We start from the raw sequence: 15,917 nt of genomic DNA, 5'->3' as shown, positions 1-15,917 counted from the left end.
GTTGTCGGATGAGTCGTTAGTTGGGCTTCGTGAAAATTCCCGATGGGGAGATATCTGAAAAATATTCGTCTCGCTGGAATTTTTATTTAATCGAATAAAATCAATAAGTTGATTTTATTAAAAGCAATATTTTTCACTTCGCTAGCCCTTTTTCGAGCCTGTTTCTCTCCGGCATCGACTTGTGAGGCTATTTTTCTACTTGTATGATGACTGTCAACTGCGGCGCTCGCCCAGTCACCCGCACACAACAACAAACACGTGGGAGAGGCATCGTGAACACCACCCTTAATCCATCCGGGGACGATTCCCCGCTGGCCAGCGCCGTGGCCAAGGTCAAGCGCCATGTGCTGCCGCTGTTCGTCGTCATGTTCATCGTCAACTACATCGACCGGGTCAACATCGGCTTCGTGCGTACCCATCTGGAACACGACCTGGGCATCGGCGCCGCGGCCTATGGGTTTGGCGCTGGCTTGTTCTTCATCGGCTATGCGCTGTTCGAGGTGCCGTCCAACCTGCTGTTGCAGCGGGTTGGCGCGCGGATCTGGCTGACCCGCATCATGTTCACCTGGGGGCTGGTGGCTACGGCCATGGCCTTCGTGCAGAACGAAACCCAGTTCTATGTGCTGCGTTTTCTCCTGGGCGTGGCCGAGGCCGGGTTCTTCCCCGGGGTGATCTACTACTTCACCCGCTGGCTGCCCGGGGTGGAGCGGGGCAAGGCCATCGCGATTTTCCTCAGTGGTTCGGCGGTGGCCTCGCTGATTTCCGGGCCGTTGTCCGGAGCCTTGCTGCAGATCGAAGGCCTGGGCTGGCACGGCTGGCAGTGGATGTTCATCGTCGAAGGCCTGGCCTCGGTGCTGCTCTGCGGTTTCGTCTGGTTCTGGCTCGACTCCACGCCCAGGGACGCCAAGTGGTTGAGTGCTGTCGAACAGGAAGCGCTGGTGCAGGCCATCGACAGCGAGCAGCGCGAGCGCGAAGCGGCGATGCCGGTCAAGCCATCGCTCTGGACCCTGCTCAAGGACCGGCAGATCCTGCTGTTCTGCCTGATCTACTTCTGCATCCAGCTGACCATCTACGCCGCGACCTTCTGGCTGCCGAGCATCATCAAGAAGATGGGCGACCTCAGCGATTTACAGGTGGGTTTCTTCAACTCCATTCCCTGGCTGATCTCGATCATCGCCATGTACGCCTTCGCCGCGGCGTCCGGCAAATGGAAGTTCCAGCAGGCCTGGGTCGCCACGGCTTTGCTGGTGGCCGCCGCGGGGATGTTCTTGTCCACCACCGGCGGGCCGGTGTTCGCCTTTGTCGCCGTGTGCTTCGCCGCCATCGGCTTCAAGTCGGCGTCCTCGCTGTTCTGGCCGATTCCCCAGGCTTACCTGGATGCGCGCATCGCCGCTGCGGTGATCGCCCTGATCAACTCCATCGGTAACCTCGGCGGCTTCGTCGCGCCGGCCACCTTCGGCCTGCTGGAGCAGCGCACCGGCTCGATCCAGGGCGGCCTGTACGGCCTGGCGGCGACCTCGATCCTGGCTGCGATCATCGTGTTTTTCGCCCGCACCCGACCCAAGGCCAATGCCGCGCCGGCGCCCCAGGGCGAGGCCGGCTCGCTGTTGAACAAATCCCACTGACCTCTGCCGACAGGAACCGCCCATGACTCTTCTTTCTTCCCCCGCGACGGCCGGACAGGCGCCGCTCATCACTCGGCTGCACGTAGTGCCGGTGGCCGGACACGACAGCATGCTGCTCAACCTCAGCGGCGCCCACGGCCCGTTCTTCACCCGCAATATCGTGATTCTCACCGACAGCGCCGGTAACACCGGGGTCGGCGAGGTGCCGGGCGGCGAGCGGATTCGCGCGACCCTGGAAGAGGCCCGCGACCTGCTGGTCGGCCAACCCATCGGGCATTACCAGAAGATCCTCAATCAGGCGCGCCAGCGCTTTGCCGGGCGCGACGCCGGCGGTCGCGGCCAGCAGACGTTCGACCTGCGCGTGGCGATCCATGCGGTGACCGCCCTGGAGGCGGCGCTGCTCGACTTGCTCGGCCAGTTCCTCGGCGTGCCGGTGGCGGCGCTGCTCGGCGAAGGCCAGCAGCGCGAATCGGTGAAGATGCTCGGCTATCTGTTCTACATCGGCGACCGGCGCGCCACCGACCTGGCCTACCGCAACGAGGCCGAGGCCGACGACGCCTGGCTGCGCCTGCGCCACGAACCGGCGCTGGACGCCGAGAGCATTGTGCGCCTGGCCGAGGCGGCCCAGGCGCGTTACGGCTTCAACGACTTCAAGCTCAAGGGCGGCGTGTTGCGTGGCGAAGAGGAGATCGAAGCGGTCGCCGCCCTGGCCGAGCGTTTCCCCCAGGCGCGCATCACCCTCGACCCCAACGGTGCCTGGTCGCTGCAGCAGTCGATCGCCCTGTGCCGCGACCAGCATCAAGTGCTGGCGTATGCCGAAGACCCCTGCGGCGCGGAAAACGGCTACTCCGGGCGCGAGGTGATGGCCGAGTTCCGTCGCGCCACCGGGCTGCCCACCGCGACCAACATGATCGCCACCGACTGGCGCGAGATGGGCCATGCGATCCAGCTGCACGCGGTGGACATTCCCCTGGCCGATCCGCATTTCTGGACCATGCAAGGCTCGGTGCGGGTGGCGCAGATGTGCCATGAATGGGGCCTGACCTGGGGTTCCCACTCCAACAATCACTTCGATATTTCCCTGGCCATGTTCACCCACGTGGCTGCCGCCGCGCCGGGCGAGATCACCGCTATCGACACCCACTGGATCTGGCAGGACGGCCAGCACCTGACCCGCAACCCACTGCGGATCGTTGACGGCTGCGTGGCGGTGCCGCAGACCCCGGGGCTGGGGGTGGAACTGGACCTGGATGCGCTGGCCCGCGCCCACGAGCTGTACAACGCTCGCGGCCTCGGCGCGCGCGACGACAGCCTGGCGATGCAGTTCCTGGTCCCGGGCTGGCGCTTCGACAACAAGCGGCCGTGCCTGGTGCGCTGAGCGAGCCGCGGGGCTTGGCCGGGCCGCTGCATTCGCAGTACTGTCAGCGGCCCGTCTGCTTATGGAGCCCTGGCAATGACCTCTTTCTACGATGCGCGCGGCAATCTTTACGGCGTGGTGGCGCCCGAGGCTGTGCGCCGGTTGGGCATCCCCTTGCCGGCCAGCGCGGCCGAGGCGGCGCAGGGCCGTGCCAGCTGGAGCGTGCAGGCTGTCGAGGCCTTGTGCGGCTGGGCGCCCGGCACCCGGCCGGAAGGGGCCAAGGCCCATCGCAGCGACGGCTTGCTGGTCGGGCCGTTCCAGGACGCGCCGCCGTTCGACCTGCTGATCGTCAACACCGACGGCACCCTGGCCGAGCGCAGCGGCAACGGCTTGACCATCTTTTCCCAGGCCTTGAGCGAGCAGGGCTTGCTGCCTGCCCAAGGCGCCAGCGAACTGCGGGTGCATCACGACAAGCCGGGCGCAGGCTCGCCGGTAGCGACCCGGGTCGAGCCGGCCCGGGTCGCCGATGACCAGGGTTTCTGGCTGGAGCTCGGGCAACCGGCTTTCGGTCCGCAAGCGGTAGGCGCCGAGGAAGGGGTCGACAACGACGGTTCGAGTTGCGTCGACTTGAGCCGGGTGCGCGGTCTCGCGCAGTTGCACCCGGGCTGGCAACGCAGCCAGTTCGTGCGGATCGGCAACCCGCACTGCGTGACCCTGGTGGACGATGCCAGCGCCTTGCCGAGCAACCGGCAGATGAGGGATGCGCCCCTGGCCGCGGCCTTGACCCGCATCGCCTACGCCATGCCCGTCGGCGGCGGCGAACCTTGCCCGGCGGGGGTGAACCTGCAATGGGCGTGGCTGGAAGAGGCCCAGCGCATTGCCGCCCGAGTGTTCGAGCGCGGCGAGGGGCCGACTGCGTCTTCCGGCACCAGCGCCAGCGCGGTGGCCTGCGCGGCGTGGCGGGTCGGCTGGATCAAGGCCGGCGATGTCGAAGTGGCCATGCCCGGCGGCACCGCGCCGCTGCGCCTGGAAGAGCGGGGCGGGGAGTTGGTGCGGGTCAGCCTGTTCGGCACGGCGCGGGCCCTGTAGCCGCTGCCGCAGGCTGCGTAAAGAGCCGCAGGATCTTCCGGCGTCCTTGAGATCGCTATCGCGAGCCAGCTCGCTCCTACAGTGGACACGATCGACGCCACCTTGTAGGAGCGAGCTTGCTCGCGATGGCATCAGCGGCCGTTACACAAACCCCGCGTCACCCGGCAGCTCCACCTGGGGCATCTGCCGCTTCATCAGCACCTTGCCGTCGCGGATCGAATACAGCGGCAGGCCCTGGCTGCGGATCATTTCGTAGTCGCTGTCGGCCGAGAGGATCAGCAGGTTGGCCGGGCGGCCTTGTTCCAGGCCGTAGCGCTCGCCCAGGGCCAGGGCCTTGGCGCTGTTGTCGGTGACCAGGTCGAGGGCGCTCTGCAGGTTGCGGTAGCCGAGCATGTGGCAGATGTGCAGGCCGGCTTCGAGCACCCGCAAAATGTTGCCGTTGCCCAAGGGGTACCAGGGGTCGACGATCGAGTCCTGGCCGAAACACACGTTCATCCCGGCCTCCAGCAGCTCGTTGACCCGGGTCACGCCGCGGCGTTTGGGGAAGCTGTCGAAGCGCCCTTGCAAGTGGATGCTCTCGGTGGGGCAGGACACGAAACTGATCCCCGAATGGCCCAGCAGGCGGAACAGCTTGGCGCAGTAGGCGTTGTCGTAGGAGCCCATGGCGGTGGTGTGGCTGGCGGTCACCCGCGCGCCCATGTCGCGGCTGCGGGTTTCTTCGGCCAGCACTTCGAGAAAACGCGATTGCGGGTCGTCGGTTTCGTCGCAATGCACGTCCACCAGGCAGCCGGTGCGCTCGGCCAGGTCCATGAGGAATTTCACCGAGCTCACGCCCTGGTCGCGGGTGTACTCGAAGTGCGGGATGCCGCCCACCACGTCGGCGCCCAGGCGGATCGCTTCCTCCATCAGCTCGCGGCCGTTGCGGTAGCTTTCGATGCCTTCCTGGGGAAAGGCGACGATCTGCATGTCCACCAGGTGCGCGCTTTGCTCGCGCACTTCGAGCAGTGCCTTGAGCGCGGTCAGTTGCGGGTCGGTGACGTCGACGTGGGTGCGCACATGCTGGATGCCGTGGGCGGCGAGGGCGCGGATGGTTTTCCGGGCGCGGGCCTTGGTGTCTTCCTCGGTGATGGTGGCCTTGCGCTCGCCCCAGCATTCGATGCCCTCGAACAGCGTGCCGCTCATGTTCCAGCGCGGTTCGCCGGCGGTCAGGGTGGCGTCCAGGTGAATGTGCGGCTCGACGAAGGGCGGCACCACCAGGTTGCCGCCGGCGTCGAGGTCGTCGGGGCCCAGGATCGGGGCCTCGGTCTGCCGGGCGATGCTGGCGATGCGGCCGTTTTCCAGGTGCAGTTCGTGCAGGCCTTCACGGTTGCGCAGGCGGGCGTTGATGATGAGCATTGGCGCGGTTCCTTGTTCGATCCAGGCGGTCAGGGTACGGCCCTCGGGCCGGCCGCCGCAACGTCGCGTGGCCCGGGCTCATGCCTGGATATCCAGCGCCGCGGCGCGCGAACCGAGCAGGCTGCACAGCAGCATGTAGCTCAGGGCGGCGGCCGCGATGCCCACCAGCGGCGCGATCCACGGCGAGCCGAAGGCGGCCACGGTGCCGATGGCGTAGGCGCCCAGGCCCGCCCAGTTGAAGGCCGGCAGGCGGCTGTCGGCCAGGCGCGGGTACTGGCCGCGATAGCGGTAGAAGAAGTCGGCCATGATCACCCCGCCGATCGGCGGGATCACCGTGCCCAGCAGGATCAGGTACGGCACTAGCAGGTCGTACATGCCCAGCAGCGCCAGCAGGGTGCCGAGCACCGCGCCGGCCAGGGTCACGGTCTTGCGCCGGTCGGTGCGCAGCAGGTTGCAGCCGGCGACGGCGAAGTTGTAGATGGTGTTGTCCTGGGTGCTCCAGATATTCAGCAGGAGCATGGCCATGGCCGCCATGGCGAAGCCCTGCAACAGCAGCACTTCGACCACGTCCGGCTGCTGGTAGACGATGGCGCCGTAGGCGCCGATCAGCACCATCAGGCCGTTGCCGATGAAAAAACCGATCAGGCTGGCCAGCACCGCGACCCGGGCCGAGCGCGAAAAACGCGTCCAGTTGGTGGCCTGGGTGGCGCCGCTGACGAAGGTGCCGAACACCAGGGTGATGGCCGTCGACAGGTCGAGGCTGGCGCTGGGCATCACCGCCAGCAGGCCGTCGAGGCCGCCGACCTTGACCGTGGCCACCCACATCGACAGCAACAGCAGCAGGGCCATGGCCGGCACCGCGATCCAGGAGAGGATTTCCAGGCCGCGGTAGCCGACGTAGGCGGTGGCGCAGAACACCAGGCCGAACAGCACCATCAAGCCCAGCACCGGGCCCTGGCCCAGCTCGAAATACTTGCCCAGCACCACCGCCGCGGTGGCGGTGCCCCAGGCGTACCAGCCGATCTGGGTGAAGCCGAGGATCAGGTCGCTGAGCTTGCTGCCCACCTCGCCGAAACAGAAACGCCCCATCAGCACCGAGTTGAGGCCGCTCTTGAAGGCGATATAACCCAGCCCCGCGGCGTAGAGGCCCAGCAGCAGGTTGCCGAGGACGATCACCCCGAGCATCTGGCCGAAACTGAAGGCCACGCCGAGCTTGCCGCCGGCGAACATGGTGGCGGTGAAAAAGGTGAAGCCCAGCAGCACCATGGCCGTCGAAGCCAGGCCCTTGCGGGCGTTCATCGGCACTTCGCTGAGCGGGTAGTCGTTGCCTGGAGCGTTCTGCGTCATCGGTCTTCCCCTGATCGGCCCGGGCGTTGCCCGGTGCGTAAGCGACGCAGGCCCGTTGCAGCCGCCGTGCCAATGCCCGCGAGGCCAGGGAAGGCCCGGCCGGCGTTGCGCAACCTGCAGTGGATTTATAGACAAGCAGAGGATTTTTGCGTTGTGGCGGGGCCGATTCACCCGGGGCCGGCGCAAAAGCGGTGCGCCGGCGAGGGCCAATCGGGTCGTTGGCCGCTCAGTCTTCGGGGGCCTGGAAAATGCCTTCGATGGGCAGGCCGAAGGCTTTGGCGATCTTGAAGGCCAGGGGCAGGCTGGGGTCGTAGCGCTCGGTCTCGATGGCGTTCACGGTCTGCCGCGAGACGTCCAGGCGCGCGGCCAGTTCCGCCTGGGACCAGCCTTGCGCGGCGCGCAGTTCGCGCAAACGGTTGATCACTGGTAGCGCCTGTTGCCCAGCAGCGTGGCGATCAGCCACACGCTGCCCATGATCGGCCAGACCATGAACATCGACAGCCGCGGCAGGCCGGCGATTTCCAGGAAACCGTAGCTGAAGGTGATCAGCGCGGTGCAGACGAAGGCGATGCCCAGGGCGTTGAGCTGGATGCGCTGGGCGAGTTCGTCCAGGCGCCGCAGTTGACGGATGACCACCACCGCCATGGCGATCATCGGGGCCACCGGAATCAGTGACACCGCGATGCGTCCGGCGCTGCTGTCCATGCCCGTCACCAGGTAAGTACTGAGCACCACGGCGACAAGGTACGCCAGCAGGGCGAGGGTGAATTCCACGAGGTAGCGTTTGGCGCACATGGCCGACTCCTGAAGTAAAGGGTGCTTTACATTAGGCAGTCGATTTTGCGATGTCAAGGACGCTTTACATGCGTGCCAGCCCCTCTCCTACACAGAGGGTGCTTGATTCTGGGCGAGGTAGGCGGCCAGGCGCGGCAAGGCTTCTTCGGCGCTGCGGCTATGGCCGGCCCAGGTGCAGGCCAGCATCAGGTTGCGCGGCAGGTTGAAGTCTTCCACCAGGAAACCTTCGGCGTCGCGGCCCTCGGGGTCGTGGGGCACTTGCTGGCGCAAGGTCGCGGCGGCGTCGAACCAGGCCCACACCGGCTTGCCCAGGGCCACCGCCATGCCCACCTCGAAGGCGGTGCCGGAGTCCGGCTCCAGGCCGCGAAAGTCGTTGAGGTTGGCCAGCACCGCATCGCAGTCGCGGATCATCTGCAGGTTCTGCTGGCAGATCAGCCGGGCGGTCTGTTCCGGCGTCGATTGCGCCGGCACCTGATTGTCGAAGGGGTAGAGGCCTTGCAGGCCCTGGGCGCGGCACAACTGCTTGAGGTCGTCGCCGCGGGCAATGGCATCGCGGCGAAACACGTCGAAGCCGGCGAGGTAGATGCGTGGAGGCATGGGGGCTCCTGTCAGGTGCGGGGCAGAAAACGCAGCAGCGCCGCGACCACGGTTTCCGGCGCGTCCTCCTGCAACAGGTGGCCGGCGTTGGGCACCGCTTCAAAGCGCGAACCGGGGATCAGGCGGTGCAGCTGGCGCCCGCGCTCGATGGGAATCCATTGATCGTCCTCGCCCCAGAGGATCTGGGTCGGGCAACGGATCTGCGGATAGAGCCCGGCCACCTCCGTGGTGTAGCGCTCGTCCATCTGCGCGATCTGCCGGTAGAACGCCGCCTGGCCGGTTTCGCCGAGCCAGGGCTGGACGTAGGGCGCAAGCTCGTTGTCGGGGATCTGGCGCTGGATCGCCCCGCGAATGTAGGCCGGCACTATGGCGCGCTGGATGTAGTCCGGCACGCCGGCGAAGGCCGGTTCATGCTGGCGCACGTGCTGCACGAACGGCGAACCCCAGGGCGACAGGGCCACCGGGTCGAGCAGGGTCAGGCTGCGGTAATCCTTGCCGTCGAGCAGGTGGGTGCGCAGGGCGGTGGCGCCGCCGAAATCGTGGGCCACCACGTCCGGACGCTCCAGGCCCCAATGCTCCAGCAACTCGGCCAGCAGCCGGTTCTGCACGCCCAGGGACACATCCTGGCCGGCCGCCTGTTCCGACTGGCCGTAGCCCAGCAGGTCGAAATAATGCACCCGGTGGCTGGCGTGAAAGTGCGGGGCGATGCGGTGCCAGACGTAGGAGGAAAACGGCGTGCCGTGGACGAAGACCAGGGGCGGGCCGTCGCCATGGATGGCGTAGCGGACGGTGTGGCCGTTGAAGCGGTATTGCTGATCGAGCAGCCAGTCGGTCATGGCGATGTTCCTCCGGGCACAAGAGGAACAATCATAGGCCAAAACGATGGGTTATCTGTAGGAGCGAGCTTGTTCGCGATAAATCTACGAGGGCGATGCGGTTTTCGAGGGCCTCATCGCCAGCAAGCTGGCTCCTGCAGGGGCAGGCTGTGGGTTACTCGCCGCGATAGATGCAGCCGCTGGTGCAGGTTTCGTGGATGCGGATCGCGCTCAGCTCCGGCAGCAGGGGTTTGAGCTCGTTCCAGATCCACTTGGCCAGCACTTCGCTGGTGGGGTTTTCCAGGCCGGGAATGTCGTTCAGGTAGTTGTGGTCCAGGCGCTCGTAGAGCGGCTTGAAGATGGCCTTGATTTCGGAAAAGTCGCGAATCCAGCCGGTGTGCGGGTCGAGGTCGCCGCTCAGGTGGATGGCCACCTTGAACGAGTGGCCGTGCAGGCGTCCGCACTTGTGGCCTTCGGGCACGTGGGGCAGGCGGTGGGCGGATTCGAAGGTAAATTCTTTGAAGATTTCCACAGTATCGGTCAGCTCGGTCAGGTGGCTATCGCCACGGGCGATGTCAGGCAGGCGGCGAGTTTATCAGCTTGGTTGCGCGCTTGCGGGAAAACACTGACTAAAGGGTCAGAAGGCGTTCGCCGATGCAACCGCTGCCGGCCAGTTCGAGAAATTCGTCCCCCAGCCTGCGGCTTTCGTCCATCGCGTTGCGCCAGTATTTCTGGCGGCTGGCGTCGTCGCCCATGAAGCGCTTGAAGTCGTTGCGGTCCGGCAGCTTGCCGTGGGGCAGGCGCGCCAGGTACTCCTTCGACGGCGCCAGCAACAGCACGTCTTGCAGGCGCCCGGGGTTGCCGCGGCGCCAGGGCAGGGTCTTGTCGAACCAGCCGGGAATCACCCGGTCGGTGAAGTGCGGATAGAGCACGATATCGTCGCCGCTGTAGGGCAGGTCGAGGTGGTAGTCCAGCAGGCCGCCGTCGCGGAAGGTGCCGGCCCCGGCGCCGGGCAGGTCGCGCACGCCTTGCATGACCATCGGGATCGAGCCCGAGGCCAGCAGGGCCTGGCGCAGGTTGCCGGTGTCCAGCGGCACGAAGCGCGAGGGGAAATCTTCCAGCGCGTGCAGCGGCGGCGCCAGGCGCGGGTCGTGCAGCACCAGGCGCTCGAAGTGCCGCGCCAGCCGCGCCCGGCCGCGCAGGTTGTCGGCGATCACCGAGGACAGCCCCAGGCCCAGGCGCCCGCGATGGTCGTCGGCGAGCAGGCCGTGGCTTTTCACCACCATGATGTTCAGCCGGTAGTGCGGGTTGGCGAGAATGCTCGCGTCGCGGCCGTCGAGCAGCTCGTGGAGCATGCGCTGCGAGCTCTGGCTGATCTGGGCCATGGTCACGCCCTTGGCGAAACGCTGTTCGTTGTACAGCTGGCCGAGGCGCCGGATGCCTTCGGCGGCGTCCGGCAGGCAGGCGCTGGCGAAGCGCCAGGAGCCCACCGAGGCGCCGATCAGCGAGCGCTCCCGGGGCGCTGCCGCCAGCCACTCGCCGAACAGCGCCAGGTCCAGGCCCTGGATGCCCAGGGCTTTCGGCCCGCCAGCGGCGCCGGGCAGGATGCCGACGTCGGCCGCGTCCAGGCCGTGGGCGCGGATGCGAGCCAGGGCGCGCGGGCCGGCCTTGAGGGTCAGGGCGGGGAACTTGATGTGGATAGCGGTCATACCGGTCTCAATCTCGAGCGAGCGGGTGAGTATAAAAGCCCACGGCAGCGACGCCGAATGAAACCTGCGCGGTGTCGATGATGGCTATTCAGTTTCAATTAAGTTCAAGCGTCTATCGTGAGTCCCCGCAGCACCCCATAACGAGAAAGCCGGAGACACCCGATGAAAACCTTCACTGCCCTGTTCACCGCCAGCGTCATCGGCCTGACCGCCAGCCTGGCCCATGCCCGCGACCTGGGCCCCGATGAGGCCCTGAGACTGCGCGACGCTGGTACCATTGTGTCCTTCGAGAAACTCAATGCCACGGCACTGGCCAAGCACCCGGGTGCGACCATCACTGAAACCGAGCTGGAAGAGGAGTACGGCAAGTACATCTACCAGGTCGAGCTGCGCGACGCCCAAGGGCTCGAGTGGGACCTGGAATTGGACGCGGTGAACGGTCAGGTGCTCAAGGATCATCAGGATACGTAATGAAGGTGAATCTACGCGCCAGTAGTAAGGTAGCCCTGGCGCTCCTGGCTTTTTGCTCGGTGGCGCTGGCCCGCGACCTGGATCAGGACGAAGCCCTGCGCCTGCGCCAGCAGGGGGTGATCCTGCCGCTCGAGCAATTGCTCCAGCAGGCCCTGGACCGCTACCCCGGGGCCAAGCTGCTGGAAGCCGAGCTGGAAGAAAAACACGACGTCTATATCTATGAAGTCGAGCTGCTGACCGCCGAGGGCGTGGTCCGCGAGCTGGACCTGGAGGCCGCCACTGGCCGCTTACTGAAAGACAAGGAAGATGACTGATGCGCCTGCTCCTGGTGGAAGACCACGTCTCCCTGGCCGACGAACTGCTGGCCGGACTCAACCGCCAGGGCTACGCCGTGGACTGGCTGGCCGACGGCCGTGACGCGCTGTACCAGGGCGCGAGTGAGCCTTACGACCTGATCGTGCTCGACCTCGGCCTGCCGGGGGTTCCGGGCCTGGACGTGCTGGCGCAATGGCGCGCCGGCGGCCTGGCGACGCCGGTGCTGATCCTCACCGCGCGCGGTTCCTGGGCCGAGCGCATCGAGGGCCTCAAGGCCGGTGCCGACGACTACCTGACCAAACCCTTCCACCCGGAAGAATTGTTCCTGCGCATCCAGGCGCTGCTGCGCCGCTCCCATGGCCAGGCCAACCAGCCGACGCTGCAGGCCGCCGGGCTGCACCTCGACGAGGGCCGCCAGTGCGTGGTGCGCGACGGCGTGGACATCCAGCTGACCGCCGCCGAGTTCCGGCTGTTGCGCTATTTCATGCTGCACCCGGAGCAGATCCTCTCGAAAAGCCATTTGGCCGAACACCTCTACGACGGCGAAACCGAGCGCGACTCCAACGTGCTGGAAGTGCACGTCAACCACCTGCGGCGCAAGCTGGGGCGCAGCGTGATCGAAACCCGCCGCGGCCAGGGCTACCTGTTCGGCGGGAGCGCTCAGTGAGGTCGATCCAGCGCCGCCTGAGCCTGGGCCTGATCAGCGTGATGGTGATTGTCGGCCTGGTGCTGGCGCAGACCAGCCTGTGGCTGTTCGAGATGGGCCTGCAACGCTACCTGGAAGCCGGCCTGCGCAACGACAGCGAAAGCCTGCTGGTGGCGCTGGTCCGTGGGCCGCAGGGTTTGCAACTGGACGAGCGGCGCCTGTCGCCGGCCTACCAGCGACCGTTTTCCGGGCATTACTTCCGCATCGACTTCGACGACGTGCACTGGCGCTCTCGCTCGCTGTGGGACCAGGACCTGCCCAAGCTTGCGCAGACCGGGCTGCACAGCAACCTGCAACTGGGCCCGGAAGGCCAGCAATTGCTGGTCTTGCGCAGCGACTACCGGCGCCTGGGGCAGTCGATTTCCATCAGCGTGGCCCAGGACTACACCCCGGTGCGCGAGAGTTTCCGGCGCATGCAGCAGGTCGGCCTGGCCCTGGGGCTGGCCGGCCTGCTGCTGATCCTGGTCCTGCAACGGCTCACCGTGCGCCGTGCCTTGCGCCCCTTGGAACAGGCCCGCGAGCAGATCGCCCAATTGCAGCGTGGCCAGCGTTCGCAACTGGACGCACAGGTGCCCCAGGAGCTGGAACCGCTGGTGGCGCAGATCAACCATCTGCTGGCCCATACCGAAGACAGCCTGAAGCGTTCGCGCAACGCCCTGGGTAATCTCGGGCATGCGCTGAAGACCCCGTTGGCGGTGCTGCTCAGCCTGGCGTCCAACCCGAAACTCGATGCCTACCCGGAGCTGCGCAAGATCCTCCAGGAGCAGCTGGAACAGGTGCAGCAGCGGCTCAACCGCGAACTCAACCGCGCGCGCCTGGCCGGCGATGCGTTGCCCGGCGCGCTGTTCGACTGCGACACCGAACTGCCGGGGCTGCTGGCGACCCTGAACATGATCCACGGCGAGCACCTGGACCTGAGCTACCAGGCGACCCCCGGCCTGCAACTGCCCTGGGACCGCGAAGACCTGCTGGAACTGTTGGGCAATTTGCTGGACAACGCCTGCAAGTGGGCGGATGCCGAGGTGGCGCTGAGCGTCTGGCAGACCGCGCAGGGTTACGGCCTGGCGGTGGACGACGACGGGCCGGGGATTCCCGAGGAACAGCGCGCCCAGGTGTTCAGCCGCGGCGCGCGCCTGGACGAGCAGACCGACGGCCATGGCCTGGGCCTGGGCATCGTGCGGGATATCGTGCAGAGCTGGGGCGGGGAGTTGCGTCTACTGGAAAGCCCGCAGGGCGGGCTGCGGGTGTTGATCGAGTTACCCGGACGCCAGTCCTGACGGCGCTGTCTGTAGCCGCTGCCGAGGCACGAGGCTGCGATCGGGCGCGAAGCGCCCGCAAAACCTGAGTCCCGGGTGTATCTGGGCGACCGAGTAGCCCGGTTTACGGCTGCTTCGTCGGAATGCCGCCCAAGCCGATCGCAGCCTCATTCTTCGGCAGCGGCTACACAGGTCGATTTCCGGCAGGTGCCCCCTCGTCGCCGGGAGGAGGGGGCTGGTGCTCAAACCCGGAACTGATCCATCAGGCTCTGCTGCTGGTTGGCCAGGCTGTTCAGCGACTGGCTGACCCGGGCCGATTCGTTGGCCTGTTCCGACAGCGACTCGGTGACATCGCGGATGGTCGCCACGTTGTTGTTGATCTCCTCGGCCACCGCGCTTTGCTCTTCGGCGGCGCTGGCGATCTGCAGGTTCATGTCGCTGATCACCGTCACCGCCTCGCCGATCTGCCGCAGGGCGGTGACCGCCTGGCCGACCTGTTCGACGCTGCCCTGGGCCTGGCGCTGGTTGTTGCCCATCGAGCCGACCACGTCCTGGGTACCGCTTTGCAGTTCCTCGATGACCAGGCGGGTTTCCTCCACCGACTCCTGGGTGCGTCGGGCGAGGTTGCGCACTTCGTCGGCGACCACCGCGAAACCGCGTCCGGCTTCCCCGGCGCGGGCGGCTTCGATGGCCGCATTGAGGGCCAGCAGGTTGGTCTGCTCGGCGATGGCGCGGATCACTTCCAGCACCGAACCGATCTTCTCGCTGTTGGCGGCCAGGCCTTCGACCTGGGTCATGGCGGTGTTCATGTCGGCGGCCAGATGATCGATGCTCGTGGTGGTGCGGTCGATCACGGCGAGGCCCTGGCGCGTGGCCTGGTCGGCGTCGCGGGCGGCTTGCGCGGCCTGGGCCGCGCTGCGGGCGACGTCCTGGGCGGTGGCGCTCATCTCGTGGGAGGCGGTGGCCACCTGGTCGACCTGGCGATACTGCTGCTCCATGCCGGCGCTGGTCTGGGTAGCGATGGCCGAGGACTGGTCGGCGGTGCCGCGGGCGTCCTGCACCGAGCGTTTCACGTCGGCGATGATCGGTTGCAGCTTGTCGAGGAAGCGGTTGAACCAGCCGGCCAGCTGGCCCAGCTCGTCCTGCTTGTCGTAGGCCAGGCGCCGGGTCAGGTCGCCTTCGCCGCTGGCGATGTTTTCCAGCATCTGCGCCACGCCGAGGATCGGCCGGGTCACGCTGCGCGCCATCAGCCACACCAGCAGCAGGCCGAGCACCGCGGCGCCAAGGCCCAGGCTCAGTTCGATCAGGGTACCGGCGTTGTTGCTCTGGTCCAGCTGGCTTTTCAGCGCCTCGGCGGGGCCCACCAGGACCCGCTCCGGCACTTCCAGCAACACGCCCCAGGGCTTGCCGCCGGGGATCGGGGTGAAGGGTGCGAGCACCTTCAGTTCATGGTCGTTGTGCAGGCTCTGGGTCTGGGTGCTGGTCGAGAGCCGGCGGATCAGTTCGGCACCGTTGGCCGGGTCCAGCTGGTCGAGGCGCTGGCTGAGCTTGCCGGCGTCGGCGCTGTAGCCGGCGAGCAGGCCGACCGGGCTGATGATGCTGACGTCGGTCTGGCCGTCGTAGAGCTTCTTGCTCGCCTGCTGGCTGGTCGCCTGGAGGCTGTTGAGGTTGATGTCCACCGACAGCGAGGCGATGACTTTGCCGTCCACCTGCAGCGGGAACACGATGCTGGTCATCAGCACGTTCTGGCCGTCGATCACATAGAAGTAGGGCTCGATCACGCAGGGCTTGAGGGTGGTGCGCGGGCAAGTGAACCAGGCATTGGCCGGCTGGCCGCTGGGGCCGGTGGTGGTGTCGCTCATGTCGCTTTCCGGCAGCGCCATGGCGGTCAGCTTGCCCGGCGTGGGCTGCGACCAGTACAGGGCGAAGCGGCCCTTGTCGTTGCTGCCCAGTTCGTGCTGGCCGGTGAACAGTTCGTCCTTGCCATCCAGCGCGTTGGCTTCGAAGACCAGCGACAGCCCCAGCAGGTCCGGGTTGGCCTGCAACGCCGCCTTGACCTGGCGGGTCAGGTCCTCGCGCAGGTCGAAGGCATCGAGAAAACGCTTCTCGGCCTGTTCGCGCAGGAACAGCACCTGGCGCGAGAAGCCGTGGCCGTATTGATAGGCGTCCATGAACTGCTGGCGAATCCCCAGCGCCTGGACTTCGCCCTGGGCCTCGATGCGGGCCTGGGCGGCTTCGTTGAGCATCTCCATGCTCGAGGCCTTCACCAGTTCGGAGCTGTGCTCCATGCGGTACAGCGAAAGCCCGACCAGCAATGTCACGATACCGGCCAGGCAGAGTCCGGCGAGCAAGGTGATTTTCCACTGGATGGAAAGTTGTCTGAGCGACATGGAGGCGTCCTTTATTCGATATTTATCTGAGACTTTGCACCGTATCGGCC

At 66.5% G+C, this 15,917-nt stretch carries 16 protein-coding genes and 1 pseudogene; 7 read left to right on the top strand and 10 right to left on the bottom strand.

Going from position 1 to position 15,917, the window contains the following annotated elements; all coding sequences use genetic code 11:
- The first annotated feature begins 272 nt into the window (after positions 1-272).
- The 3 genes from BTN82_RS19085 to BTN82_RS19075 all read left to right on the top strand — a co-directional run bounded on the left by BTN82_RS19085 (position 273) and on the right by BTN82_RS19075 (position 4,071).
- A complete protein-coding gene (locus BTN82_RS19085) occupies positions 273-1,625 on the top strand; it encodes an MFS transporter (RefSeq protein ID WP_075120665.1) in 1,353 nt (450 codons plus the stop codon).
- A gap of 22 nt (positions 1,626-1,647) precedes the next feature.
- Positions 1,648-3,003, top strand: a complete 1,356-nt coding sequence (gudD, locus tag BTN82_RS19080) for a glucarate dehydratase (RefSeq protein ID WP_075120664.1) — start codon at positions 1,648-1,650, stop codon at positions 3,001-3,003.
- Positions 3,004-3,078: 75 nt separating this feature from the next.
- Positions 3,079-4,071, top strand: coding sequence for a hypothetical protein (locus BTN82_RS19075; RefSeq protein WP_075120663.1), 993 nt, complete (start codon positions 3,079-3,081; stop codon positions 4,069-4,071).
- A 141-nt stretch (positions 4,072-4,212) separates the two neighbouring features.
- On the opposite strand, the gene codA is transcribed toward BTN82_RS19075, so the two are convergent.
- From codA to BTN82_RS19035, 8 genes are all read right to left on the bottom strand, one after another.
- Positions 4,213-5,466 (bottom strand): cytosine deaminase, encoded by a 1,254-nt coding sequence (codA, locus tag BTN82_RS19070; protein WP_075120662.1) that lies wholly within the window; start codon positions 5,464-5,466, stop codon positions 4,213-4,215.
- Between the two features lie 78 nt (positions 5,467-5,544).
- Positions 5,545-6,813 (bottom strand): cytosine permease, encoded by a 1,269-nt coding sequence (codB, locus tag BTN82_RS19065; protein WP_075120661.1) that lies wholly within the window; start codon positions 6,811-6,813, stop codon positions 5,545-5,547.
- 226 nt (positions 6,814-7,039) lie between these two features.
- Positions 7,040-7,237, bottom strand: coding sequence for a helix-turn-helix transcriptional regulator (locus BTN82_RS19060; RefSeq protein WP_075120660.1), 198 nt, complete (start codon positions 7,235-7,237; stop codon positions 7,040-7,042).
- Positions 7,234-7,608: a hypothetical protein gene (locus BTN82_RS19055; protein ID WP_075120659.1), complete on the bottom strand. Its 375-nt coding sequence runs from the start codon at positions 7,606-7,608 to the stop codon at positions 7,234-7,236. Before BTN82_RS19055 ends, BTN82_RS19060 begins: the two co-directional genes overlap by 4 nt.
- An 87-nt stretch (positions 7,609-7,695) precedes the next feature.
- The gene (locus tag BTN82_RS19050) at positions 7,696-8,205 is read right to left on the bottom strand and encodes a nucleoside 2-deoxyribosyltransferase (RefSeq protein WP_075120658.1); all 510 of its coding nucleotides are present in this window, start codon (positions 8,203-8,205) and stop codon (positions 7,696-7,698) included.
- Between the two features lie 11 nt (positions 8,206-8,216).
- Positions 8,217-9,041, bottom strand: coding sequence for an alpha/beta fold hydrolase (locus BTN82_RS19045; protein WP_075120657.1), 825 nt, complete (start codon positions 9,039-9,041; stop codon positions 8,217-8,219).
- Between the two features lie 154 nt (positions 9,042-9,195).
- Positions 9,196-9,552, bottom strand: coding sequence for a 6-carboxytetrahydropterin synthase QueD (gene queD, locus BTN82_RS19040; protein WP_003190259.1), 357 nt, complete (start codon positions 9,550-9,552; stop codon positions 9,196-9,198).
- Positions 9,553-9,649: 97 nt separating this feature from the next.
- On the bottom strand, positions 9,650-10,729 hold the full coding sequence (locus BTN82_RS19035) for a hypothetical protein (protein ID WP_075120656.1): 1,080 nt from the start codon (positions 10,727-10,729) through the stop codon (positions 9,650-9,652).
- A 162-nt stretch (positions 10,730-10,891) separates the two neighbouring features.
- On the opposite strand from BTN82_RS19035, the gene BTN82_RS19030 reads away from it, so the two are divergent.
- Genes BTN82_RS19030 through BTN82_RS19015 form a run of 4 tightly spaced genes read left to right on the top strand, consistent with a single transcriptional unit; the run spans position 10,892 to position 13,498 of the window.
- Complete coding sequence (locus BTN82_RS19030) at positions 10,892-11,200, top strand: PepSY domain-containing protein (RefSeq protein ID WP_075120655.1); 309 nt, start codon at positions 10,892-10,894, stop codon at positions 11,198-11,200.
- Positions 11,200-11,514 carry a PepSY domain-containing protein gene (locus tag BTN82_RS19025; protein WP_075120654.1) on the top strand — a complete coding sequence of 105 codons (315 nt, stop codon included), beginning with the start codon at positions 11,200-11,202 and terminating at the stop codon, positions 11,512-11,514. Before BTN82_RS19030 ends, BTN82_RS19025 begins: the two co-directional genes overlap by 1 nt.
- The gene (locus BTN82_RS19020; protein ID WP_075120653.1) at positions 11,514-12,182 is read left to right on the top strand and encodes a response regulator transcription factor; all 669 of its coding nucleotides are present in this window, start codon (positions 11,514-11,516) and stop codon (positions 12,180-12,182) included. Before BTN82_RS19025 ends, BTN82_RS19020 begins: the two co-directional genes overlap by 1 nt.
- Positions 12,179-13,498: a sensor histidine kinase gene (locus BTN82_RS19015; protein ID WP_075120652.1), complete on the top strand. Its 1,320-nt coding sequence runs from the start codon at positions 12,179-12,181 to the stop codon at positions 13,496-13,498. Before BTN82_RS19020 ends, BTN82_RS19015 begins: the two co-directional genes overlap by 4 nt.
- Positions 13,499-13,719: 221 nt before the next feature.
- Here BTN82_RS19015 and BTN82_RS31925 read toward each other — a convergent pair whose 3' ends face one another.
- Together BTN82_RS31925 and BTN82_RS31920 are read right to left on the bottom strand one after the other, a co-directional pair.
- Positions 13,720-14,475, bottom strand: coding sequence for a methyl-accepting chemotaxis protein (locus BTN82_RS31925; protein ID WP_410002833.1), 756 nt, complete (start codon positions 14,473-14,475; stop codon positions 13,720-13,722).
- 102 nt (positions 14,476-14,577) lie between these two features.
- Positions 14,578-14,724: pseudogene (locus BTN82_RS31920) on the bottom strand (HAMP domain-containing protein); the annotation flags it as partial.
- Positions 14,725-15,917: the final 1,193 nt, after the last annotated feature.

It is taken from the genome of Pseudomonas chlororaphis, assembly GCF_001921865.1.
GTDB classification, from domain to species: domain Bacteria; phylum Pseudomonadota; class Gammaproteobacteria; order Pseudomonadales; family Pseudomonadaceae; genus Aquipseudomonas; species Aquipseudomonas chlororaphis_D.
This window is presented reverse-complemented; position numbering and strand designations above follow the sequence as displayed.